This window comes from Brevundimonas sp. 'scallop', from assembly GCF_011045535.1.
GTDB classification, from domain to species: domain Bacteria; phylum Pseudomonadota; class Alphaproteobacteria; order Caulobacterales; family Caulobacteraceae; genus Brevundimonas; species Brevundimonas vesicularis.
Genome location: NZ_CP039382.1, coordinates 2,029,896 through 2,053,022 on the forward strand (window position 1 = coordinate 2,029,896; position 23,127 = coordinate 2,053,022).

The following is a 23,127-nucleotide window of genomic DNA, read 5'->3' on the forward strand; positions in this document are numbered from 1 at the left end:
ATCACGCCTCCGTTCCGGCCAGGGCGCGGGTGCGCGCCTCTTCTGTCGCGCGGACCTCATCCTCGGGGATGTAGTAGTCGCGCTTGTAGTTGAAGGTATGGCCGATCGCGACGGCCAGCACCCCGATGAAGCTGATCGCGGCCAGCCACCAGATGTACCAGATCAAGGCCAGACCCATCACCAGGCACAGGCCCGAGATGATGATCCCCGCCCCTGTGTTCGAGGGCATGTGGATCGCCTTGTAGCCGTTCAGCGGACGCTGATAGCCTTGCTTCTTCATGTCCCACCACGCGTCGGCGTCATGGACGTAGGGCGTGGCGGCGAAGTTATAAGCCGGCGGCGGCGACGAGGTCGCCCACTCCAGCGTGCGGCCGCCCCACGGGTCCCCCGTGGTATCGCGCAGCTTGTCGCGGTTGATGATCGACACGGCGAACTGGATGAACATGGCCGCGATGCCCAGGGCGATGACGCCGGCGCCGATGGCCGCGATAACGAACCAGATTTGCAGCGAGGGATCGTCGAACACCCGCATCCGGCGTGTCACGCCCATCAGGCCCAGCACATACAGCGGCAGGAAGGCCAGCCAGAAGCCGGGCACCCAGCACCAGAAGCTGATCAGGCCCCACTTCTTGTCCAGCTTAAAGCCGAAGGCTTTGGGCCACCAGAAGTTGATCGCCGCGAATAGGCCGAACAGCACGCCGCCGATGATGACGTTGTGGAAGTGGGCCACCAGGAACAGCGAGTTGTGCAGCACGAAGTCGGCCGGCGGCACCGCCAGCAGCACGCCCGTCATCCCGCCGATCACGAAGGTCAGCATGAAGGCGACCAACCACATCATCGGCAGCTCGAACCGGATGCGCCCACGGTACATCGTGAACAGCCAGTTGAAGATCTTCGCGCCCGTCGGGATCGAGATGATCATCGTCGTGATGCCGAAGAAGCTGTTCACCGAGGCGCCCGAGCCCATGGTGAAGAAGTGGTGCAGCCAGACCAGGTAGGACAGGATCGTGATGACGACCGTGGCGTAGACCATGGAGGTATAGCCGAACAGCTTCTTGCCCGAAAAGGTCGAGGCGATCTCCGAGAAGACGCCGAACAGCGGCAGGATCAGGATGTAGACTTCCGGGTGCCCCCAGATCCAGATCAGGTTCACGTACATCATCGGGTTGCCGCCGAAGTCGTTCGTGAAGAAGTTGGTGCCGACGTAACGGTCCAGCGTCAGCAGGGCCAAGACGGCGGTCAGGACCGGGAAGGACGCCACGATCAGCACGTTGGTGCACAGCGAGGTCCAGGTGAAGACCGGCATCTTCATCATGCCCATGCCGGGCGCGCGCATCTTCACGATCGTCGCGATCAGGTTGATGCCGGACAGCGTTGTCCCGACCCCCGCGATCTGCAACGCCCAAATGTAGTAGTCGACCCCGACGCCGGGGCTGTAGCCGATACCCGACAGCGGCGGATAGGCTAGCCAGCCGGTGCGCGCGAACTCGCCCACGAACAGCGAGGCCATGACGATGATGGCGCCGGCCGTGGTCATCCAGAAGCTGAAGTTGTTCAGGAAGGGGAAGGACACGTCGCGCGCGCCGATCTGCAGCGGCACGACATAGTTCATGATGCCCGTCACCAGCGGCATGGCCACGAAGAAGATCATGATCACGCCGTGGGCGGTGAAGATCTGGTCATAGTGGTGCGCGTTCAGATAACCCTCGGACCCGCCGAAGGCCATCGCCTGTTGCAGGCGCATCATGATGGCGTCGGCGAAGCCGCGCACGAACATGATCAGACCCAGGATCATGTACATGATCCCGATCTTCTTGTGGTCCACGGTGGTGAACCATTCCTTCCAGAGATAGCCCCACAGCTTGAAATAGGTCAGGGCGCCGAACAGGGCGAGGCCGCCCAGCAGCACGACCGACATGGTCACGACCAGGATCGGCTCGTGCAACGGCAAAGCCTCAAGCGTGAGGCGCCCGAAGATTAGCGGAATGAGTTGATCAGCGTTCATCGACTGTGTTCGCTCAGGCGTTGGGGGCGGAACGGACGTCGGTCGGAACCGGCCCCGTGGCGAAGGGATTGCGGGCCAGCGTCGTCAGCGAGGCCATCGGAGGCTGACCGGGCGACAACCCCTGCCCGGTCAGGCGCTCCAGGCTGGTCGGTCCGGCGACCGTATCCAGTTCGGCGCGGCGCATGCGGTCGGCTGCCGCCGCTTCGGCCTGCAGCGGGGTGCAGATCGTCATGACGTAGCTGTCGTTAGAGCCGAAGTAGGCGGGCGATTTTCCGCGACCGGCGTATTTGTCATAGACCAGCGGCATGGTGTTGCGCACCGACGCCATGGACAGGCCGCCCTGCTTGTCGATGGCCATCATCTCGCCCATGCACATCTTACCCGGCTCGACGCACATGTTGAGGATCGCGTCCCACAGCGCGCCATCCACGGCGCCGAAGCGCATGACAGGCACCTTCTCGCTGGGCTTTTCCAGCTCCAGATAGCGATCGCGGTCCAGCGTCTGGCCGCCCTGGCGCACGCCGGCGATCCATTGGTCGAACCCGGACTGATCCAGACCGTGGAAGGCGAAGCGCATGTGCGAGAAGCCGTCGCCGGAATAGTTGGCCGAGAAGCCTTCGTATTCGCCCGGACGGTTGATGACGGCGTGCAGCTTCGTCTCCATGCCCGGCATGGCGTAGATCTGACCGGCCAGGGCGGGAATGTAGAAGCTATTCATCACCGAGGACGAGGTGATGTGGAAACGGATAGGACGGTCAACCGGCGCGGCCAGTTCATTAACCGTGGCGACGCCGTACTGCGGGTAGATAAACATCCACTTCCAGTCGAGCGCGACGACATTGACCTGCAACGGCTCGACGCTTTCCTCAACGGCTTGGCCCGGCTTGATCCGGTCGATCGGACGATAGGGGTCCAGCAGGTGCGTGCCAGCCCAGGTCAGGGCGCCCAGGCAGATGATGATCATCAGTGGCGCGGCCCAGATGACCAGCTCCAACGACGTGGAGTGGTCCCAATCGGGACGGTAGTCGGCCTCGGCCTCCTGGTTCGACGCTCGATACTTCCAGGCGAAGAAGACGATCAGACCCATCACGGGCACGATGATGATCAGCATCAGCAGGGTCGAGATCATCAGCAGATCACCCTGCTGGGACGCGACGTCGCCGGCAGGGTTGAGGACGACCAGGTTGCAGGCCGACAGCAGGGCCACGATGGGCGCGAGCAAAAGAAGGCGCAGACGGCGCAAGGCGGATCCAATCGAAAAGCGTCGGGCGAGGGGGAGGCGCCGCGACGGTTGGCGTTCGTAGGCGGCGGGATACTCAGCTTCAATCAGGAACGACATTGGGCAATATGTCCTATCCTCACGAGGCCGCTTTCATCGCAAAGGGCGCCCGGTCATAATGCGGCGACCTGCCGTACGGCCGATAATTCAGTCTCACACGGAGCGACCAAGCCCATGTCCGCCTCGACGACCCCTTCGTCAGAGTCGCTGGAACGCGACGCCGCCGCCCTTCACACGGGCCATGGCAAGGTTGACGCCGGCGAGATCGCCATCGGCGTCATTATCGGCCGAACTTCCGAGTTTTTCGACTTCTTTGTTTACGCCATCGCTTCGGTGGTCGTTTTCCCGCAGTTGATCTTCCCCTATGCGGGCGCGGTGGGCGGCACCCTGCTCTCCTTCGCCGTCTTCGCCCTGGCTTTCCTGGCTCGGCCGCTGGGGACCGTCCTGTTCATCGCCATCGACCGCAAGTTCGGGCGCGGCGCCAAGCTGACGACCGCCCTGCTGCTGCTGGGCACATCCACCGTGTCGGTCGCCTTCATCCCCGGCTATGAGAGCATTGGCATGTGGGCGCCGGTGCTGCTGGCCCTGACCCGTATCGGCCAGGGCGTCGCCTTGGGAGGCACCTGGGACGGTCTGGCCTCGCTGCTCGCGCTGAACGCACCGGAGAAGAAGCGCGGCTGGTACGCCATGATCCCGCAACTCGGCGCGCCCATCGGCCTGCTGGTGGCCTCCGCCCTGTTCGCCTTCTTCCTGAACACGCTGTCGGCGCCCGATTTCCTGGACTGGGGCTGGCGCTATCCGTTCTTCGTGGCCTTTGCGATCAACGTCGTGGCCCTGTTCGCGCGCCTGCGCATCGTGGTGACGCCGGCCTTCCAGAAGCTGTTTGAGACGCGCGAGCTTCAGCCCACGCCGATCACTCAGGCGCTGCGCGACGAAGGCCCGAAGATCGCCATCGGCGCCTTCGCCCCGCTGGCCAGCTTCGCCATGTTCCACATGGTCACCGTCTTCCCGCTGTCTTGGGTGTTCCTGTTCACAAAGGAAACGCCGGTGCGCTTCCTGCTGATCGAGATGGTGGGCGCGGTCTTCGGTCTGCTGGCCATCCTCGCATCGGGCATTCTGGCCGACCGCTACGGCCGCCGCACCTTGCTGGCGATCACAGCCGCCGGCATCGCCGCCTTCTCGGGCTTTGCGCCGCAACTGCTGAACGGCGGCCCGGTCGGCGAGCTGACCTTCATGATCTCCGGCTTCATCCTGCTGGGCCTGTCGTTCGGGCAAGCCTCTGGCCCCGTGGCGTCCAGCTTCAGCCTGACCAACCGCTATACCTCCTCCGCCCTGACCTCGGACCTGGCCTGGCTGTTCGGCGCGGGCTTTGCGCCCCTCGCGGCCCTGTGGATCTCCAGCCAATTCGGCCTGATCGCCGCCGGCGCCTATCTGCTGTCGGGCGCCATCTGCACCCTCGTGGCACTGTGGCTAAATCGCGAACTGGCCCGCAGCTCCTCAGATAAAGACCGCGCCAAGACGGCCTGATCTTTTAGGTCGCCCACAGAAAGACACGGCCCGCAGTCGCCTGCGGGCCGTGTTGCGTTTGGGGCGGATCGTTGTGAAGTGCAGCGGCAGCTTCAGTTGGCGCGGCTGTCCGTCGACGGCTTGAAGGTGGTGTCGAAATGACAGCCGTCCTCGTAGCGTGGAGCCGCCACCTGACACAGCCTGGCAACGTCAGCGGGCGTCGGCTTCACGCCCTCGTCCAGCCAGCGCATCATCGCCTGGAAAAGACCGACGTACTCTGGCGGCGATAGGCGGCTATGTTCGGACTCGTCTGTGAACGTCTGGACCAATAGGTCCGATCGTCCCGCCGCGGCGACCGTCTCCCTGTAAAGCGCGTCGTTGGAGACGAAGGCTGTCGCATCGTTCTTGGCGTGGATCGTCAGCGTCGGCGCCACGATCAGACCGCTGAGATCGGCGTCGTAGGCCAAGCGCGCCACACCCATCGGATCGGCCGCGAAACGCTGAACGCCAGCGTTCAACGCCTCGTCGTCGTGCGAACCCTGATAGACCGTACGGCTGTTGTCGAAGGGGTTCAGCCCGTCAAGACGGCGCAAAACCATGTCGCGGAACAGGAAGGTCGCCCAGGCTAGATGCGGAACCAACTGTTCCTCGTTCACGCCCGTCACGGCCAGGATATTCGCCAGATTGCGCTTCTGCTCAGCCGACCTCTCAGCAAGCGGCAGGCCCACGCCCGTGCAGATTTTGACCCGCTCCGCCAACTGCGCCCGGTTTAGATCGCTTTCTAGCGGCAGCCCCTGCCAAAGCGGATACCGGGGCTCGTTCGGAAGCGGATGGTTGTTGCAGTAGAACTGATAAACCGCTCTCAAATCGGCGCGAAAGCGGTAGGTGCGAGTCCCGCCGCCGATTACGCCGTTGGTCAGGACGACGCCGTCCCACATGACCTGTCCCTCGGCATCGCGGACGTAGAGCTCAGCCGTCTTGGCCGCGACGTTGCCGCCCCAGGACTGGCCATGCACCAGAGTTCGACGTGGCTTGCCGAAGGCATTCCAGAAAATCTGGCGCAGATCGTCCGTATCTTCCGCCGCCATCCGTACGCCATAGCCGCCACGGCGATAGGTCGAGCCCGCCCAGGCGAAACCTTCCTTCACCGTCATGGAGAACCGCTCCATGTCCTCCAGCGGATCGTTTGGTTCTGGTGCGCTGGTGCGGGGTCCGCCATGCGCGTGAACGATCACGGCGCCATTCCAGTCCTGAGGCACGGCGATCCAGTAATAGCCGCCTTTAACCGCCCTGCCCGACCAGCACCGCGTCTGCTGCGGCACGAAGTCCGGGCAATCGGCTGGCGCGGGCGCAGGATCGACAACCGCCGTGACGGCCGTCTGCGTTTCCTGCGCCTGCGTCATCGGCGCGATGCCTGCCCAGGCTGCGACCAGCGCACCCAGAGATCGAACGAGACGGTCGGTCATCGCGCCTCTCCCCTCTTAGAACGTCTTGGAGATGTTGGCGTACCAGTAGCGGCCGTAGGGATTGTAGAGCGCACCCAGATAGCCCGATGAAGTCAACGGCGGCTGCTCGTCAGTGATGTTACGAGCCCCCAGGCGAACCGTTGTGCCGGACGCAAAGCCAGCGTTGTCGCCGAACTCATACTGACCATACAGATTGCCAGTGATCTGACTATCGACCTGCCAGGGATCGCCCTGGGCGCTGAGGAAGCCGGTTTCGGTGACGGCGCTGTTGTATTGGGTGAATGCGCCCACCTGCCATGGCCCTTGCGACCAGGTGAACGAGCCCGTCACCCGCCATTCCGGCCGGCCGTTGCGAGCCAGCAGGGTCTGAGAGATCGGCAGCGGTGTATTCGCGTTGATCTGACCGGCTTCACGCGCCGCGAACAGCGACTCGACCAAAGGGCCGGGAGAACGGTCGAACTTCGTCAGATGCGCCGCATTCACGCTGGCGCGGAAGTTGCCCCAGGGCGTGCCGCGCAGTCGCCACTGAAGACCGATGTCGAGACCCTCCACCGTCTGCGGCAGCAGGTTGATGAACTGGTCTTCGACCGAGACGATCTGTCCGACGGGAGTGATTCCGCTCCCCTGGAAGAAGGCGATGTCGTCGGCCGTCACCGCCGCCCGGTTGACGTTGTTGTTCCGCGTGCCGTTCAGGATGTTCAGGTAGTCCAGCACGACGTTCGACTGCGCGCCCAGCAGACCGACGATCTTCTCTTGCTCGATCTTCCAGCGGTCCAGCGTGAAGGTGAAGCGGCCGAACTGCTCGGGAATGAACCAAGGCTGCAAAACCAGGCCGATGGACTGGTTCCTGCTTTCCTCGGGCTGAAGCTCGGGATTGCCCGATACCAGCAGCGAGGCGCTGGCGGGTTGCGAACATTGATTGAAGTTGGTGATCCGACCCAGGCGCAGATCGGCCTCGCAGCGGATGTAATCGTTATTGGTGGACAGACGCCCGTACTGCGCCGCGTTGGTCTGTTCCAGGTTCGGGGCGCGGAACCCCTCGGAATATGAGCCTCGGACGCGGACGCCCTCGACCAGGTCCCAGGCCATGGCGATCTTGGGCTTAGCCACATCGCCGAAGTCGGAATAGTGCTCGTATCGACCGGCCAGTTGGAAATCGAGACTGCGAACAAGCGGGATGTTCATCTCCGGCGAAACGACAGGCACCGCAAACTCGACATAGGCCGAATAGACCTCGCGCTTGCCGTAGGTATCGGGGTTTGAACTGACCGCAGCGATGTTGGACTGGCTGATCTCGCCCGACACGCTGTCGCGGAAGACGTTGGTGCCGTCCAGATCAGCGTCGCGGTCGTCACGCTGGGTCTCACGGCGCGCCTCGACGCCCAGGGCCATACCGACAGGTCCGCCCGGCAGGGTGAAGACATCGGGACGGCTGACCTTGAAGTCCCACAGCGCCAGCGTGGTCTTGGACACCCGCGTCAGGTCGGTCGTGATGGCGTCGATCGCGGCCTGAGAACTGGGCGTGCAGTCGCCAAAGCTGGTGTCGTTCACACACCCGCCGCTGAACGGATTGTAGGCGTCGGGCGTCGACAGGGCGAGATTGGCCTGAAGCGCGGTCAGATTGACGGCGTTCGAGCTGTCGGTGGCCTCGGCTTCCGAATACAGCAGCGCGCTTTCCCAATCGAAGCCGCGCCATTCGCCCCGCAGGCCGCCCAAGAAGCGGGACTGCCAGTTGTCGACGTCCACAACTTGGGCGCCGAGATCGTTGAAGCGATACCGAACCAGTTTAACGGCCGTCCCGGCTGTCGGGACGTTTGTCAGGCCTGCGAGACGATTGGGATTGCGCGTGCCGTCGGCGAAGGTGACGGGGCCGAACGGATTCCAGTAGTTGCTGGCTGGGATCCAGAGCGGATTCAGCAGGATGGTCGGCGGCTGAATGTTCTGGGTCGATGCCGTGTAATAGCCGAGTTCACCAAAGGCCGTGACGCCGTTGTCGAGATCGTAGTGACCCGACACGAACAGGTTCAACCGTTCGATGTCCGGCGATTGGGTGGTGCCCCGCGCCCCGTCATAGCGCAACTCGCGGCCGGCGCCGCTGTAGCTGATGTTGCCGCTGGCCAAGCAGACGTCGCCGCCGACCGGCGCGGTGCAGCCAAAGCTGGAAGGCTGATTATGGAAGGCCCCGGCGCCTGTCGTCAGGGCCGTCGTGCCTCGACGGACCTGGAATGGCGTCTGGAAGTTGGCCCAGGCTGTATAGGAAGAGCGCCCGTCGGTGTCGGTCGAATTCTCATATCCCGGCACGTTGGCGAACAGGCTGCGGCGGTCGTCCGAGGCGGTATAGGGCTCGTCGCTGGCCTGCTGGGCGGTGCGGTTGGTGTAGTCGAGGAAGCCAGACAGATTGCCCCGCTCGAAATCCTTGCCGGCAAACATTCCGAAGGTGAACTCTCGGCGATGCGTGCCCTCCGCGCCGCCGTACTGGGCCTTCATCTCCAAGCCATCGAAATCCTGCTGAAGCACAGTGTTCACGACGCCCGCGACCGCATCCGCGCCATAGATGGCGGCGGCGCCGTCCAGCAGAACCTCCAACCGCTCCAACCCCGAGACCGGAATGGCGTTGGAGTTGTAGCTGAGCACCGGCACCGTGCCGGTGTCTGACGTCCCTTGGCTGGTAGGGTGCTGAACGATCCGACGTCCGTTCAAGAGCACCAGGGTGTTGCCCACGCCCAGCGAGCGCAGATTGACCGAGTTGACGTCGCCTCGCGCTGCGTTCGAGGTTTGAGGATTGTTGGCGCTGGAGAACAGCACATCACCCATCTGGGGAATGGACCGCAGCAGATCATCGCCGCTGACGGCGCCGGTCGCGATGATTTCTTCCTGCGTGACGACGGTCACCGGCAGAGCCGCCGTGGTGGAGGCGCCGCGGATTTGAGAGCCGACGACGACGATGTCCTCGACCTGCGCCGCCTCGCCCTCCTGCGCTGGCGCGGATTGAGGCGCGGCGTCCTGAGCCAGAGCCGCTCCCGCCGAGATCAGCAGGACAGCCGAGGCCGCGCCCGCCATAAGTGCGAACTTGGATTGCATCTTCATGTTTCCTCCTCCCGGGCCGTCGTTATGTCGGCGGTCCCGTCATTCAAAAGTCGTTCTCGCCGTCAGTCCTTGGCGAGAACCAGATCGTCTCCAGGCCCCGCCGCAGGGCAGGCAGCGCCGCCACCGGCAAGGGATGTCCGTCCAGCGCGGCCGTCAGGGCGTCGCGATCCAGCGCGTTTTCCCAGCGGGCCACGACGATGGTGGCCACGGCGTTGCCGATGAAGTTGGTCAGGGCCCGGCATTCGCTCATGAAGCGATCGATGCCCAGGATCAGCGCCATGCCTGCGACTGGCACATCCGGCACGACCGACAGGGTCGCCGCCAAGGTGATGAAGCCCGCGCCCGTAATGCCCGCTGCGCCTTTTGAGCTGAGCATGGCGACCAGCAGGAGCGTGATCTGCTGCCAGATGGTGAGTTCGATGTTCAGCGCCTGAGCAATGAACAGAGCAGCCATCGTCATATAGATGTTGGTGCCGTCTAGATTGAACGAATAGCCGGTCGGCACGACCAGGCCGACGACCGACTTGGCGGCGCCCGCGCGTTCCATCTTGGAGATCAGGCTGGGCAAGGCCGCTTCTGAACTGGAAGTGCCCAGCACCAGCAGAAGCTCTTCCTTGAGGTAACGGATCAGCTTGAGAATGTTGAAGCCGTTGGCGACGCCCACCAGCCCCAGCACGCCCACGACGAAGATGATCGCGGTGACGTAGAAGGTCACGATCAAGGCGGCCAGATTGGCGATCGATGCGATGCCGTAGGCGCCGATCGTAAAGGCGAAGGCTCCGAAGGCGCCGATGGGCGCGGCCTTCATCACGATGGCGACCAGCTTGAACACGGCAAGGCTGAGCGTCTCAAACAGATCGACCACAGGCTGGGCCCGCTCTCCCACCAACGCCAGGGCGAGGCCAAACAGGATCGACACGAACAGAACCTGCAGGATGTTGCCGGTCGAGAAGGCGCTGACCAGCGTGTCGGGAATGACGCCCATCAGGAAGCCGACGATCGTGCTCTCGTGCGCGGCCGCCGCATACTGCTCGACGGCGCCGGCGTTCAACGTCGCCGGGTCGATGTTCAGACCATGGCCCGGACGCACCAGATTGGCGATGATGAGGCCCACGATCAGAGCCAGAGTCGAGAAGACCAGGAAGTATGCGAAGGCCTTGGCGGCGACGCGACCGACGCTTCCAAGATCACGCATGCCCGCGATGCCGGTCACAATGGTCAGGAAGATCACTGGCGCGATGACCATCTTCACCAGTTTGATGAATCCGTCGCCCAGCGGCTTCAGGCTTTCGCCGAATGTCGGCCAGAAGTGACCGATCAGAGCGCCGAGCGCGATAGCGATCAGCACCTGGAAATACAGGTGACGATAGAACGGCCGGCGAACGACCGGCGCGGCCTCTGATGGTATTGAGATCACGAAGGGCTCCTGATGTGCGGGGGTGATCCCGCAGTCTCCTCGATGGGCGCGATCTTCGCCACGCTCCGTTGGATAGAGCTTCCAACGAGAACCATCATCGCGAAAGCGCTTGATCGAACGTCTCCATCTTTATGATAACCAAGCACTTTCTATGAAAGCGGGAGCGTTTATCGAGATATCTGTGCGGTTTTTCACCCAGGCGACTGGCCCTTACGTGCGATTATCCGCACACTAGGAATGTGCAGCATTCACCTGTCATAGGCTCGGCTCGAAAACCTTGGCGCTCCCGTTGGCTGATAACGGCGGGAGCTTGGTTCACGATTGCCGTCCTGGCGGCTTTCGGGGCGGGCGAGGTCTCTCGGCGTGACGCTAGTATTGAACTGGCTCGGCAGACAGAGGCGGCCGCCGCCCTGCACGCGGCCGTGCTACGCAGCGAACTGGAGAAGCACCGCTCCCTGCCCCTGGCGTTGGCGAGCGATCCCGACATCGCCGCCCTGCTGAGCGCCCCGCAGACTGCCAAGGGCGATCCTGTCAGCCTTAAACTGGAGACTTTGGCGCGTCAGACACGGGCCGCCGCCATCTATATCATCGACGCCAACGGCCGGACCCGCGCCGCCAGCAACTGGCGCCTGCCGACCAGTTTCGTCGGCGCCGACTATGGGTTTCGCCCTTATTTCATCAATGCCATGCGCCAGGGCCAGGCGGAATTCTTCGCCTTGGGCACCGTGTCCGGCCGACCCGGACTCTATCTGGCGCGGCGCGTTGACGGGTCGAGCGGCTCCGCCGTGGGCGTCGTCGTGGTCAAGGTCGAGTTCGCCGCTCTCGAGGCCGAATGGCGCGCGTCGGGTGAGCCGGCCTATGTGGTCGATCCCGGCGGCGTCGTGCTGATCACCAGCGTGCCGGCATGGCGTTTCCGCACCACAGAAGCGCTGGACGAACGTCGACGGCGGCTGACATTGACCGATCAGACGCTTCAACCCGAGGCTTTGCGTCCCCTCCCCTTTGTAACGCCCACCAATGATCGACCGCGTCTGATCCAGGCTCCAGTCGATGGCCGTGAGCAACGCTGGATGCATGCGGCGATCCCAACGGAAACGCCCGGCTGGACCCTGCACCTGCTGTCGCCGGATCGCGGACCCATTGGAACGGCCGTCGCAACCGCACGGGCGCTTGCAGCCCTGATCGTCACCCTGCTGGCAGGCGTAATCGTCGTGCTCCTGCGTCGTCGCCAACAGGCCCTTGTCCGCGCCCGCGCCGAGGAAGAGGCGCGGCTGGAATTGGAAAGGCTGATCGACGAACGGACCCACGAGCTTCGTAACGCCAATGCCGCCCTCAATCGTCAGATCGAGGAACGCCGCCAAGCCGAGACCGCACGCGAACTGCTGCGTGACGAACTGGTCCAAGCCAGCAAACTCGCCGCCCTGGGGCAGATCGTCGCCAGCGTGGCGCATGAGATCAACCAACCCGTCGCCGCTATCCAGACACAGGCAGAGACTGCCGGCGTTCTGCTTGACCGCGACGACCCCGCCAAGGCGCGTGGCGCGTTGGCGCGGATCAGCGACCTGACCCAGCGCATCGGCGCCATCACCGAGGGCCTAAGGGTCTTTTCCAGAAAGTCAGATCCCAAAATCGGCATCGTCCGTCTGGAAGACGCGATCTACGGCGCCTTGCTGCTGACGCGCGGCCGATTGGACGAGGGCGGCGTCGAATTGATCCGCGAAGGCGACGCAGACGTCACAGTGCGCGCCGACCGCTTTCGCCTGGAACAGGTGATCGTCAATCTGGTCAAGAACGCTTCAGAAGCGCTGGAAGGCTGCGATCGGCCGCGACTAACGCTGAAAGTCTTGCGCGATAACTACCGTGTTCGATTGAGCATTTCCGACAATGGTCCTGGCGTCCCTCCCGCTGTGCGCGCCCAACTGTTCACGCCCTTTGTCACCACACGCGCAAATGGCCTCGGCTTGGGTTTGGTCATCTGTCGAGATCTAATCGCCGGTTTCGGCGGCGAGCTCGACTTGGTCGACGAGGACGTCGGCGCGACCTTTGTCGCCACGTTGAGGATCGCATGATGGAGTTTGCCCGCCCCACTGCCGTCGCCCTGATCGAGGACGACGCCGATTTCCGCCATGCCTTGGTCGAGCGCCTGACCTTGGAAGGTTACGACGTCCGCCCTTTTCCAGGGGCCGAACCTGCATTGAGAGCGATCGACGCCGATTTCCCGGGCGTAGTGATCACCGACCTGCGGATGCCTGGCCTTGATGGCCGCCAGTTGCTCAGCCGCCTGCAAGCGTTGGACGCCGCCCTGCCGATCATCATGATCACTGGTCATGGCGACATCACCGACGCCGTCGCAGCGATGAAGGACGGCGCCTACGACTTTGTCGCCAAGCCCTTTCCGTTTGAGCGCCTTCAAGACAGCTTGAACCGCGCGCTGGAAAAACGCGGCCTGGTGCTGGAAAACCGTCGCTTGCTGGCTATGGCCTCGGACAGCGGACAGGAACTGCCTTTGGCGGGATCGTCTCGCGCCATCACCGCACTTCGCGCCACCATCACCCAGATCGCCGACGCCCGGATGGACGTGTTGATCGAAGGCGAAACTGGGACGGGAAAGGAGGCTGTTGCGCGCGCCCTGCACAACGGCGGCCGGCGACGATTGGCGCCGTTCGTCGCCGTGAACTGCGGCGCGCTGCCCGACGGGCTGATCGAGAGCGAACTGTTTGGCCACGAACTCGGCGCCTTCGCTGGAGCCTTACGCCGCCGGGTCGGGCACGTCGAACGGGCGCACAACGGCTCACTGTTTCTGGACGAGGTCGAGAGCATGCCTCTGGCCGTCCAGGTCAAGATTCTGCGTGTCCTGGAAGAACGCGAGGTCCATCCGATCGGAGCCAATGAGCCCCGCGCGTTGGATTTGCGTGTCATGGCGTCGTCAAAGATCGATTTGGGCGAGGCTGCGCGCGCGGGCGCTTTCCGCGAAGACCTCTATTACCGTTTGAACGTGGTGCGACTTCGCGTACCGCCTCTGCGCGAACGGCGAGAAGATATTCCCCTGCTATTCGCCCACTTCCTGCGTCGCGCTGCGGACCGCCACGGCGTCGACACCCCCTCTATAAGCGACAGCGTAAGACGCCTGTTGGTCGAGGCCGATTGGCCCGGCAATATCCGCGAACTGGCGCATTTCGCCGAACGCGTCGCCTTGTCGCTCGACGACACGATCCGCGCGCCCGATGGCGGCCTGAGTCTTCCCGACCGCGTCAACAGATTCGAAGCCGAACTGCTGCGCGACGCGCTACAGTCCCATCGTGGGGACATATCCGCAGTGCTCGCCGAAATGCAGGTTCCGAGAAAGACGCTGTACGACAAACTGCAGCGGCATGGCCTGAAGCCCGCCGACTTCCGCTGAGAACGCCCGACAATCCGGGTTCAAAACGGTGGCGTCTCAGCCTCTCTTCCTTCGAGCGGAAGAAATCTCGCTGCCTGCCCATCGGTCCCACATCTGGAAATACAGGCCATAGTTGCCGTTGAAGCGTTTGTGGTGCGCGTCGTGATGGGTGGCGGTGATCATCCAGCGCAGGGGGGCGCGTTTCAGCCAGGACGCCGGCCAGATTTCTCGGCCTGCGTGATTTAGTACGGCGGTTGCGGTCATCAGAGTCAGCAGCGCCAGCGCTACGCCCCAATGAATGGGAATGAAGAGGGTCAGGGCCGGCAGGAACCAGGCCGTGGCGATCGCTTCGGCCGGATCGAAGGCGAAGGAGGCGAAGGCGCTGGGATCGCGCGACCGATGATGTTCGGCGTGGGCCCAGGGGAAGATGCGCGGGTGGTGCAGCCCGCGGTGGACCCAATAGTAGAAGGCGTCGTGGGTCAGCATGTAGACGATGAAGCTGACGGGCAGCCACCACAGCGGCCAGGCATGGATGTCATCGTAGATCGCCGTCCCGCCGCGCTTCCAGAGCTCTATGACGAGTGCGGCCGGCAAGGCGTAGATCGGGCACGCGATCAAGGACGCGATGACTTCGGCGCGGATGCGTTTCGGCACCGGCGGCCTGTGGTTCAACTGACGCCCCCGTCCCGCCCCGCCCCACAGCAAGCCATGGGTCACAACGCCGACCAGCAGATAGCGCACGCCGATGATCAGGCTGAGCGCGAGGGTGGTGACGAACAGGTCCTTCAACATGGGCGCACAGACGGCGAAACGTCGCGCCGGGTCAAGTCGTGACGCGCGGTCCGTAAAGCGCCTATGATGGGGTCATGCCCTGGCCGACGATGATCCTGCTGTTCCTCGCCACCTTCTTGGGGATGGAGGTCTTCGCCTGGGCGATGCATCGCTACGTCATGCACGGCCTGCTTTGGACCTGGCACCGCAGCCATCATGAGCCGCACGACGACGTGCTGGAAACGAACGACCTGTTCGCCGTGGTGTTCGCCGCCCCGGCCATCATCCTCGTCGCCTTGGGCCTGCATCTGTGGCCTTGGGCGCTGCCGATCGGCCTGGGCGTCACGGCCTATGGACTGGTCTATTTCTTCTTCCACGACGGACTGGTGCATCGCCGTTTCCCGACGGGGGTCGCAGGGCGCTCGGGGTTCTGGACGCGGCGCATTCAGGCCCACCGGCTGCATCACGCAGTGCGGACGCGCGAAGGCTGCGTGTCGTTCGGCTTTTTGTGGGTGCGGTCGGCGCGTGCGCTGAAGGCCGAACTGTCTCAGAAGCGCGGCGCTTCCAGCAACGGCGCCTGAGCCAGTGCGGCGAGGTCCGCCGACCCGGTGCAGAAGCAGGCCAGCCTAAGCTGAGCCGCCATCAGATCCAGGTGATCCACCACGGCCTCGGTCGAAGTCAGCGCCGCCTCGAGCACCCCGGCCGCCTGGCCGACCAGACAGGCGCCCAGCCGGATCGCACGCGCCGCATCTAGCCCGTCGCGGATGCCGCCCGACCCGATCAGATCCAGTTCCGGCGCCGCCTGGGCGCAGTCTAGCAGGCTGCGCGCCGTCGGTACGCCCCAGCCGGCGAAGGGCGCGGCCAGCGCTTCCGCCCGACCGCCCGTGGCTCGCGCGCCTTCGATCAGGCCCCAGTTGGTGCCCCCCGCCCCGGCGACGTCCAACGCAGCGACGCCCATATCAGCCAAACGGCGCGCCACGTCGGCCGACAGGCCGGCGCCGGTCTCCTTGACGATCAGACGGCCCGGGAAGGCCGCCGCAACCTGCTCGATGCCTCGCGCCACACCGCGCCAATCGCGATCGCCCTCGGGCTGAACGCCTTCTTGCAACGGGTTCAGATGAAGGATCAGGGCGTCGGCGCCGATCATCTCCATGGCCCGCCGCGCCTCGTCGACGCCATAGCCCAGGGCGAACTGCACGGCGCCCAGATTGGCCAGGATCATCGCATCGGGGGCCCGGCGTCGCAGATCTAGTCCTAGACCCAAACCGCCGTCCGTCTCCAACGCCACACGCTGCGAGCCGACCGCCAGAACGACGCCCAGGGCCTGGGCGGCCTCAGCCAGCCGCGCATTGATCGCCTCGGCCCGCGACGGCCCGCCGGTCATCGAACTGATCAGGAACGGCAAGGCGACCCGTCGCCCCAAAAAGCGCGTCGCCAGATCGATGGCGTCGTGATCCAGATCCGGCAGGGCGTCATGAACGAAACGGACCGCGTCCAGACCCGATGTCGTCTGGCTGACGCCTCGTCCGGCCCGCACGTGGTCGATGTGTTCGTCCTTGCGCCGGATCAAGGCATCGGCGTCGGTGGACATCGCAAACGGCTCCTGGCGGGTTGCATCCGACGCGGTCGTGATGCCGTATGGGCATCATAAAGGTTCGGCGCGTGGTCGCAACGCGACGTCGACGACAATGGGAGATCTGTATGGCCATCGTCGGCATCCGGCGCCAACCGCCTCTGGCGGGCGCATCCTGCGAACCCGACGATCTACGTCTGCAGGTTCAGGCGCGCCTGGCCGAGGTCGCCCCGGCGCACGACGGCCTGCTGTCCACGGCGGCCCGCGAGGCCTTGCTGGGACAGGGAAAACGCGTCCGGCCGGTGCTGGCCATGCTGGCGGCGGCGCATGTCGGCGGCGAGCCGGAAGACGCCATGGACTACGCCTGCGCGCTGGAAATGGTTCATGCCGCGTCGCTGGTTCTGGACGATCTGCCGTGCATGGACGACGCCTCGCTGCGTCGGGGCCAGCCGACCCTGCACCGTCGCCACGGCGAGGATACGGCGGTTCTGGCGGCCGTGGCCCTGTTGAACCAGGCCACACGTCTGGTGCTGCGGACCCCGGCGCCGGCGGAAACGCGTCTGGCGGCCCTGGACCTTTTGACGCAGGCGATCGGCTTCGAGGGTCTGTCCGAGGGTCAGATGCGCGACCTGCGCGACGACGCGAAGGATCGCGACGAAACCGCGTTGCGCCAGATCAACGATCTGAAAACCGGCACCCTGTTTGTCGCCACCGCGCGCGGCGGCGGTCTGCTCGGCGGCGGCGATGCACAGGATCTGGCGCGGCTGTCGGTCTTCGGGGAGGCGATCGGCTTCGCCTTCCAGCTCTGCGACGATCTGCTGGATGTCTGTTCGACCGTCGATGCGGTCGGCAAGGACGTGGGTCAGGACGACGACACCACCACCTTCGTCGATCTGTGGGGCGAATGCCGGACCCGTGCGGCGGTGCGGCAATCCTTGGCCAAGGCGGTCGAGGCGGTCGGCCATGACAGCCCCCTGGCCCTGTACGTCCTGGACCTATTCCAGCAGGCCGAACTTGGGGTCTGACGTCGCGCCGGCCCTGTCGCTGAGCGGGATCGATGCGGGCTACGACGGCCGACCCGTGCTGCGTGACTTCAGCCTGAGCATCGCTGCGGGCGAGGTCTATGCCCTGCTCGGGGCGAATGGCGCGGGCAAGTCCACTGTGGCGCGTGTCGCTTCGGGTCTGCTGCCCGCTCGGCGCGGGCGTGTGGTCCTGGGCGAAGGCGGCGGGCCACGCGGACGCATCGGGCTGGCGCCGCAGGACAGCGCCCTGTTCCCAGCCCTGTCGCCGCGTGAGAACGTCGATGTGACGGCCCGGCTTTGCGGCGTGCCCAAGCGTGATCGCGGCGCGGCGGTGAACCGCGCGCTCGACCTGACCGGCTGCGGCCCGCGCGCGGACCAGCCGGTGCGCACATTGTCCGGCGGATGGAAGCGGCGCGCCAACCTCAGCGCCGCCCTGGTCGGACAACCGCGCCTGCTGATCGCCGACGAGCCGACGGAAGGGGTGGATTCGACGACCCGCGGCGTCCTGTCGGTCGCCCTGCGCGAAACCGCAAAGGCGGGCGCCGGCTGCCTGCTGATCAGCCATGACGCCATCTTCGTCGCCGATACGGCCGACCGGATCGGCGTCCTGGCGCAGGGACGGCTTCTGGCGGAAGGCGCCCCGAACGCCCTGCTTCATCGCGCATTCGGCTCAGCCCGGCTGCTCAGCATTCGCCTGACGCGACCGGCGTCTGACCCCGCCGCCCAATGGTTCGCCCAGGCGGGGCTGACCGCGTCCGAGGACGGGCTGGAGTGGCGTAGGCTCTGCGAGGACGCACTGGCCATCGCCCAGATGCTGGCCGCCGTCGTGGATGGCGAGGATGGCGAGGTCGCCGTGCGTCGCCCCGGCCTGGACGATCTGGTCGCACAGCTGTCGCAGGCTCCGTCATGATGGCGGTGGCGGGCGCCTGGGCGAGAGGGTTTTGGCGCGACCGCGCAGGCGTGATCCTGACCCTGCTGTTGCCGCCCCTGGTCTATCTGTTGTTCGCGGCGATCTTCGGCGCGGGCGCGCGCGGCGACATAGACACCACAGTCGTCCTGCTGGACGCGTCGCGCACGCCCGCGACGGCGGCGATCCGCAAGGCGGTGTCGAAGGACATGGGCGATCGTCTTCGGATCGTCGACGATCGCGAGGCCTTCGACCGCGCAGTCATCGACGGTCGCGCTGACGCGGGCATACTGATTCGTCCATCGACGCAGGGACCGCCAAAACTGGTGATCGTTTCCGCCGCCGGCCGGGACGTGGCGGCGTCGGCGCTTCAGGCGCGGCTGGAGCCGATGGCCGCCGCCCTGTCGGGTCAGGGCGCACGACCCGCGTCGCACGTTCAGACCCTGCAGATCGGTCCCCAGGGTGATGTGCAGGCGACCTATTATGCGGGCGCGGTCAGCGTCATGTTCGTCTTCTTCGCCGCCATGCACGGGGCCATGGGCGGGCTGGACGAGCGGCGGTCCGGTCTTCAGTCACGCCTGGCCCTGGCGCGCGGCGGCCTTGCGCCCATCCTTGGCGGGCGGGCCGTCTGGCTGACGGCGGTGGGCGTGATGCAGTCGGCGGCGGTCTTTGTCGCGGCCTGGGTCAAGCTGCCCGCCCTGGAGCCTTGGCAGATGGCGGCGGCTGCGATGACTGCCTTGGCGGTCGGTTTCTGCGCCGCTGGTCTGGCCTTGGCTCTGACAGCAGCGTGTCGATCGCGCGAACAGGCCCAGCCGTTGACGACCTTCGTGGTCCTGCTGCTGGCCGCTCTGGGGGGATCGATGGCGCCGCGCTTTTTGATGCCCGAGGCCTTCCGCGATCTCGGCTTGATCACGCCCCACGCCTGGGCAATCGAGGCCTATCAGGCCGTGATCTGGCGCGGCGAATTCACCCCGACCGTCATCTCCGCCTGGGCGGTCATGGCCAGCCTGGGCGCAGGCGGCCTTGCGATCGCCCTGATGTTTGAGAGGCGGCGCGCGGCTCGCTGATCGTCAGACGTGGGTCCACAAGGCCGGGCGTGGCGGCGGCTCGCGCCAAGCGTCCAGCGTCTTGCACCACAGGGCGATCAGACCACCCCGTCCCAACAGCATCAGCTTGCCCGCCTTGTCGACCGACGTCCGTCCGTCCCAGGCGCTCACGCCGGCGCGCGACACATGGCGGCCGATCGAACGATAGACGCCGCGCGCCGTAGCGATGGCCCAGGCCGAGCGCGGGTTCAGATCGCGCAAACCCCACCGGGCCGAGGCGTAGAAGGGTTCGGCCGCCGCGACCAGGCGCTGGGCCGTGCGCGCCACGGCGGCGCGGTGCTGGGGCTGATCGACCTGGTCGCGCGGCACGCCCGCCTCGTCCAGCCAGGCGCCGGGCAGATAGACCCGTCCACCCTTAGCATCCTCGACCACGTCGCGAGCGATGTTCGTTAGCTGGAACGCCAGCCCCAGGTCCTGAGCGCGTCGCAAGGTCGGCGCATCGTCCACCCCCATGATCCGCGCCATCATCACCCCGACGACGCCGGCGACGTGATAGGCGTAGTCCAGCGTGTCCTCCAGCGTATCGTAACGCCGGCCGACCACGTCCATCTCGAACCCTTGCAACAGGTCCATCGCCTCATCGGCTGGAATGCCATGACGCATGGCCACGCGCTGGAAGGCGGTGAAGACAGGGTCCGTCTGCGGCTCACCGGCCAGGGCGGCGGCGGTGCGCAGGCGCAGTTCGTCCAGCTTCTCGCCGGCCAGCACCGGATCGATGCCGACCGCACCGTGGCCCAGGACCTGGCCGTCGATCTCGTCGTCGCAGTGCCGGCACCAGGAATACAGCATCCAGGCGTCATCCCGGATCGCCGCCGGGAACAGGCGCGCGGCGGCGGCGAAGCTCTTGGACCCCTGCTCCATCGACTGGCGGCTGTGATCCAGGACGGCGTCGGTCATGCCGGCTGCCTCGCGTCCTCGATCATCAGGGCGGCGGTGGCCTTGGCCGATCCGACCACGCCCGGCACGCCCGCGCCTGGATGGGTGCCGGCGCCCACGAAATAGAGGTTGGGGATCTGGTCGTCGCGGTTATGCACCCGGAACCAGGCGCTCTGCGTCAGGATCGGCTCCAGCGAGAAGGCCGAACCCTGGTGAGCGTTCAGCTGGTCGCGGAAATCGACCGGCGTGAAGATGCGGCAGGTATCCAGATCCGCCGTCAAACCGGGGATGTAGCGTTCTTCCAGATAGGCCAGGATCCGGTCGCGATAGCGTGGCCCCTCGACCTCCCAATCGATGTCCGCCGAGGCCAGGTGTGGCACGGGCGCAAGCACATAGAAGGCGTCGCAGCCTTCCGGCGCCAGTGACGGATCGGTCCGCGTCGGCGCATGCAGATACAGCGAGAAGTCATCGGGCAGGTCCGGCCCCTTGAAGATTTCGGCGATCAGCTCGCGATAGCGCGGCCCGAACAGCACCGTGTGGTGTCGCACCTCCGGGTGGACGCGTTTCAGGCCGAAATAGATGACAAACAGCGACATGGAGTGACGCCGCGACGCCAGCTTGGCGCCCTCCTTCTGACCGCGCGGTTCCTGACCCAGCAGGCGCTGATAGGTGTGAACCACGTCGGCGTTGGAGGCGACCATGTCGAAGGCCAGCGTCTCGCCGTTCACCACCACGCCGGTCGCACGACCGTTCGCCATGGTGATGCGCTGAACGGGACTGTTCAGCCGGACTTCCCCGCCCAGATCCTTGAGCAGACGCACCATGGCCTGGATCAGGGCTCCGGTGCCGCCACGCGGGAACCACACGCCCCAGCGCCGCTCCAGCGCATGGATCAATGCATAGATCGACGAGGTGGCGAACGGATTGCCGCCGACCAGCAGGGAGTGGAAGCTGAACGCCTGACGCAGGTGCTCGTCCTGAATATAGCTGGCGACCTTGTCATAGACCGACCGCCAGGCCTGAAGCCGCATCAGCTCCGGCGCCGCCTTGACCATGCTGGCGAAGTCCAGGAACGGCACGGCCCCCAGCTTCAGATAGCCTTCCTTCAGCAGGTCCTGCGAATAGGCCAGGAACTTGCGATAGCCTTCCTTGTCGGCCGGATTGCGCGCCACGATCTGGCGGTCCAACTCGTCCTGATCGTTGACGTAGTCGAAGACGTCGCCGTCTTCCCAGCACAGCCGATAGAAGGGCGCGACCGGCAGCAGTTCGACATAGTCCGACAGCTTACGCCCGCTGGCCTCAAACAGTTCCTCCAGCGCTGACGGGTCGGTGATGACGGTGGGACCGGCGTCGAAGGTATAGCCCTTGTCCTTGAAGACGTAAGCTCGGCCGCCCTCCAGATCGCGGGCCTCGAACACCGTAGTCTGAATGCCCGCCGACTGCAGCCGTATGGCCAGCGACAAGCCTCCGAAGCCCGATCCGATTACAGCAGCCCGCATCACGCACGTCCTCTTTCGACCATACAGGTCAGTGCGGCGCCGATCGGCACCGGGGGTTTTCCACTCAGGATCCGCGCCTTGTCAGCGAGGGTGGATCCAGCGGCGTAGAATCGTTCGACCAAAGGCTGGGGCAGACGATAGAACCGCTCCAGCACCTTGTATCGCTCATCAGGCCGCGCCGCACGGAATAGCATCCGGTTCAGCAACCGATAAAAGCCTCGTCCGGCCCATACGTCATGCGCATGGCGGCGGATGTCTTGAGCGGTCGTCGCCGGCTCGAAATCCCGCGCCAACCGGTCGGCCAGGCGCACCGCGTCCGGCAGGGAATAGCCGGTGGTCGGGTGAAATAGCCCAGCGCGCAGGCCGCTGAGCGCCGTCGGCCCCATCCGCGACAAATGCGCGCCGATGTCCCCATCGAGCGCCACGGGCAGGACGCCGTCCTCTTCGCGCAAGACCGTCTCGATCTCCCAGCCCTTCGCGCGGGCGTAATCTAGCACGCCCTGCCGGAAGGCCGCGCGATCCAGCGCATCCCCATCGGTGTAGCGCGTATCCTCGATCAGCAGCGTGCGATCATCGAACGGCAGGGTGTAGAGAAACCGATAGCCCCCGGCCTGATCGACGCAGGCGTCCATGACGATGGGCGTGGTCAGACCGTGCGGCGCCGCCAGCCGCACCTCCAGCCCGACGAACTTCTGGAAACCCAGCGCCAGATTCGGCGTCGCGGTTGGCCCGCGCCCATCGATCACCGCCTTGGCGCTCAGACGCCGTCCATCAGCCAGCACCGCTTCGGTCGGCGACACCGAAGCGACCGGCGCACCCAGCATGACCTTTCCGGGCAAGGCCGCCTCGACCACCGCCGCAAACCGTTCGGCCGTGACGCTGCAATAGGGGGTCGACAGCGCCCGTTCGAACTGGGGAAAACGGACGCTGTATCCCGGCCAGCGATGCACCACCAAGGGCGCGATCCAGTCGCGCTGCGCCTGCGTCAGGTCGCTGTCGAAGAAGGACCAGGTGTGGACCCCGCCCAGGGTCTGCGCCGCCTCGACGATTCGCACGTCCAGATCAGGGCGGACCTGCGACAGCCGCAACGCCAGCAAGCCATTGGCCAGGCCGCCGCCGACCAGCAGAAGGTCCGGCGCGGAAGTGTCAGAGGCGTCGACCTGCATTCCAGACAGGTGGCACGCGACGACGCATGCGGCAAGCGAACAGGATGCTTACCGGGCCGCGATGCGCT

The 23,127-nt window shown here is 65.3% G+C and carries 17 protein-coding genes; 7 read left to right on the forward strand and 10 right to left on the reverse strand.

Translation table 11 applies throughout. The features are described 5' to 3' along the window. Window position 1: 1 nt before the first annotated feature. Together cyoB and cyoA are read right to left on the reverse strand one after the other, a co-directional pair. Entirely contained in the window at window positions 2-2,005 is a 2,004-nt protein-coding gene (cyoB, locus tag E4341_RS10180; protein ID WP_165117057.1) for a cytochrome o ubiquinol oxidase subunit I, read from the reverse strand. A gap of 13 nt (window positions 2,006-2,018) precedes the next feature. Further along, on the reverse strand, window positions 2,019-3,248 hold the full coding sequence (gene cyoA / locus E4341_RS10185) for a ubiquinol oxidase subunit II (RefSeq protein ID WP_240893523.1): 1,230 nt from the start codon (window positions 3,246-3,248) through the stop codon (window positions 2,019-2,021). A gap of 210 nt (window positions 3,249-3,458) precedes the next feature. On the opposite strand from cyoA, the gene E4341_RS10190 reads away from it, so the two are divergent. Then, window positions 3,459-4,811, forward strand: a complete 1,353-nt coding sequence (locus tag E4341_RS10190; RefSeq protein WP_066551337.1) for an MFS transporter — start codon at window positions 3,459-3,461, stop codon at window positions 4,809-4,811. Window positions 4,812-4,903: 92 nt separating this feature from the next. Here E4341_RS10190 and E4341_RS10195 read toward each other — a convergent pair whose 3' ends face one another. Genes E4341_RS10195 through E4341_RS10205 form a run of 3 tightly spaced genes read right to left on the reverse strand, consistent with a single transcriptional unit; the run spans window position 4,904 to window position 10,760 of the window. Next, window positions 4,904-6,256, reverse strand: coding sequence for a hypothetical protein (locus E4341_RS10195; RefSeq protein ID WP_165117059.1), 1,353 nt, complete (start codon window positions 6,254-6,256; stop codon window positions 4,904-4,906). A gap of 15 nt (window positions 6,257-6,271) precedes the next feature. Then, window positions 6,272-9,343 (reverse strand): TonB-dependent receptor domain-containing protein, encoded by a 3,072-nt coding sequence (locus tag E4341_RS10200; RefSeq protein WP_165117061.1) that lies wholly within the window; start codon window positions 9,341-9,343, stop codon window positions 6,272-6,274. A gap of 43 nt (window positions 9,344-9,386) precedes the next feature. Continuing rightward, window positions 9,387-10,760 (reverse strand): dicarboxylate/amino acid:cation symporter, encoded by a 1,374-nt coding sequence (locus tag E4341_RS10205; RefSeq protein WP_165117063.1) that lies wholly within the window; start codon window positions 10,758-10,760, stop codon window positions 9,387-9,389. Between the two features lie 422 nt (window positions 10,761-11,182). Here E4341_RS10205 and E4341_RS10210 point away from each other — a divergent pair, with 422 nt between their 5' ends. Beyond that, window positions 11,183-12,829 carry an ATP-binding protein gene (locus E4341_RS10210; RefSeq protein ID WP_240893524.1) on the forward strand — a complete coding sequence of 549 codons (1,647 nt, stop codon included), beginning with the start codon at window positions 11,183-11,185 and terminating at the stop codon, window positions 12,827-12,829. Next, complete coding sequence (locus E4341_RS10215) at window positions 12,826-14,160, forward strand: sigma-54-dependent transcriptional regulator (protein WP_370458447.1); 1,335 nt, start codon at window positions 12,826-12,828, stop codon at window positions 14,158-14,160. The genes E4341_RS10210 and E4341_RS10215 overlap by 4 nt, the downstream gene beginning before the upstream one ends. 36 nt (window positions 14,161-14,196) lie before the next feature. Here the strand turns inward: E4341_RS10215 and E4341_RS10220 are convergent, their stop codons facing one another. Next, window positions 14,197-14,931 carry a sterol desaturase family protein gene (locus E4341_RS10220; RefSeq protein WP_165117065.1) on the reverse strand — a complete coding sequence of 245 codons (735 nt, stop codon included), beginning with the start codon at window positions 14,929-14,931 and terminating at the stop codon, window positions 14,197-14,199. 74 nt (window positions 14,932-15,005) lie between these two features. On the opposite strand from E4341_RS10220, the gene E4341_RS10225 reads away from it, so the two are divergent. Then, window positions 15,006-15,491, forward strand: coding sequence for a sterol desaturase family protein (locus E4341_RS10225; protein WP_165117067.1), 486 nt, complete (start codon window positions 15,006-15,008; stop codon window positions 15,489-15,491). On the opposite strand, the gene fni is transcribed toward E4341_RS10225, so the two are convergent. Continuing rightward, window positions 15,458-16,501, reverse strand: a complete 1,044-nt coding sequence (gene fni / locus E4341_RS10230; RefSeq protein ID WP_165117069.1) for a type 2 isopentenyl-diphosphate Delta-isomerase — start codon at window positions 16,499-16,501, stop codon at window positions 15,458-15,460. The two genes, E4341_RS10225 and fni, sit on opposite strands and share 34 nt — an antisense overlap. A gap of 110 nt (window positions 16,502-16,611) precedes the next feature. On the opposite strand from fni, the gene E4341_RS10235 reads away from it, so the two are divergent. Genes E4341_RS10235 through E4341_RS10245 form a run of 3 tightly spaced genes read left to right on the forward strand, consistent with a single transcriptional unit; the run spans window position 16,612 to window position 19,479 of the window. Then, window positions 16,612-17,508, forward strand: coding sequence for a polyprenyl synthetase family protein (locus tag E4341_RS10235; protein ID WP_165117071.1), 897 nt, complete (start codon window positions 16,612-16,614; stop codon window positions 17,506-17,508). Then, window positions 17,498-18,415 (forward strand): ABC transporter ATP-binding protein, encoded by a 918-nt coding sequence (locus E4341_RS10240; RefSeq protein WP_165117073.1) that lies wholly within the window; start codon window positions 17,498-17,500, stop codon window positions 18,413-18,415. Before E4341_RS10235 ends, E4341_RS10240 begins: the two co-directional genes overlap by 11 nt. After that, on the forward strand, window positions 18,412-19,479 hold the full coding sequence (locus E4341_RS10245; RefSeq protein ID WP_205751272.1) for an ABC transporter permease: 1,068 nt from the start codon (window positions 18,412-18,414) through the stop codon (window positions 19,477-19,479). Before E4341_RS10240 ends, E4341_RS10245 begins: the two co-directional genes overlap by 4 nt. A 3-nt stretch (window positions 19,480-19,482) precedes the next feature. Here the strand turns inward: E4341_RS10245 and E4341_RS10250 are convergent, their stop codons facing one another. The 3 genes from E4341_RS10250 to crtY are packed head-to-tail and all read right to left on the reverse strand — an operon-like array spanning window position 19,483 to window position 23,059. Continuing rightward, on the reverse strand, window positions 19,483-20,415 hold the full coding sequence (locus E4341_RS10250) for a phytoene/squalene synthase family protein (RefSeq protein WP_066626564.1): 933 nt from the start codon (window positions 20,413-20,415) through the stop codon (window positions 19,483-19,485). Further along, window positions 20,412-21,893, reverse strand: coding sequence for a phytoene desaturase (locus E4341_RS10255; RefSeq protein ID WP_165117077.1), 1,482 nt, complete (start codon window positions 21,891-21,893; stop codon window positions 20,412-20,414). Before E4341_RS10255 ends, E4341_RS10250 begins: the two co-directional genes overlap by 4 nt. Next, window positions 21,893-23,059 (reverse strand): lycopene beta-cyclase CrtY, encoded by a 1,167-nt coding sequence (crtY, locus tag E4341_RS10260; protein WP_165117079.1) that lies wholly within the window; start codon window positions 23,057-23,059, stop codon window positions 21,893-21,895. Before crtY ends, E4341_RS10255 begins: the two co-directional genes overlap by 1 nt. Between the last annotated feature and the right edge of the window lie 68 nt (window positions 23,060-23,127).

What these genes read in the sequence shown, in the direction of transcription:
- E4341_RS10220 (WP_165117065.1), bottom strand. Translation starts at nt 14,931, where the DNA reads ATGTTGAAGGACCTGTTCGTCACCACCCTCGCGCTCAGCCTGATCATC.
- E4341_RS10225 (WP_165117067.1), top strand. Translation starts at nt 15,006, where the DNA reads ATGCCCTGGCCGACGATGATCCTGCTGTTCCTCGCCACCTTCTTGGGG.
- fni (WP_165117069.1), bottom strand. Translation starts at nt 16,501, where the DNA reads ATGTCCACCGACGCCGATGCCTTGATCCGGCGCAAGGACGAACACATC.
- E4341_RS10245 (WP_205751272.1), top strand. Translation starts at nt 18,412, where the DNA reads ATGATGGCGGTGGCGGGCGCCTGGGCGAGAGGGTTTTGGCGCGACCGC.
- crtY (WP_165117079.1), bottom strand. Translation starts at nt 23,059, where the DNA reads ATGCAGGTCGACGCCTCTGACACTTCCGCGCCGGACCTTCTGCTGGTC.
- E4341_RS10250 (WP_066626564.1), bottom strand. Translation starts at nt 20,415, where the DNA reads ATGACCGACGCCGTCCTGGATCACAGCCGCCAGTCGATGGAGCAGGGG.
- E4341_RS10200 (WP_165117061.1), bottom strand. Translation starts at nt 9,343, where the DNA reads ATGAAGATGCAATCCAAGTTCGCACTTATGGCGGGCGCGGCCTCGGCT.
- E4341_RS10255 (WP_165117077.1), bottom strand. Translation starts at nt 21,893, where the DNA reads ATGCGGGCTGCTGTAATCGGATCGGGCTTCGGAGGCTTGTCGCTGGCC.
- E4341_RS10195 (WP_165117059.1), bottom strand. Translation starts at nt 6,256, where the DNA reads ATGACCGACCGTCTCGTTCGATCTCTGGGTGCGCTGGTCGCAGCCTGG.
- cyoB (WP_165117057.1), bottom strand. Translation starts at nt 2,005, where the DNA reads ATGAACGCTGATCAACTCATTCCGCTAATCTTCGGGCGCCTCACGCTT.
- E4341_RS10215 (WP_370458447.1), top strand. Translation starts at nt 12,826, where the DNA reads ATGATGGAGTTTGCCCGCCCCACTGCCGTCGCCCTGATCGAGGACGAC.
- E4341_RS10190 (WP_066551337.1), top strand. Translation starts at nt 3,459, where the DNA reads ATGTCCGCCTCGACGACCCCTTCGTCAGAGTCGCTGGAACGCGACGCC.
- E4341_RS10235 (WP_165117071.1), top strand. Translation starts at nt 16,612, where the DNA reads ATGGCCATCGTCGGCATCCGGCGCCAACCGCCTCTGGCGGGCGCATCC.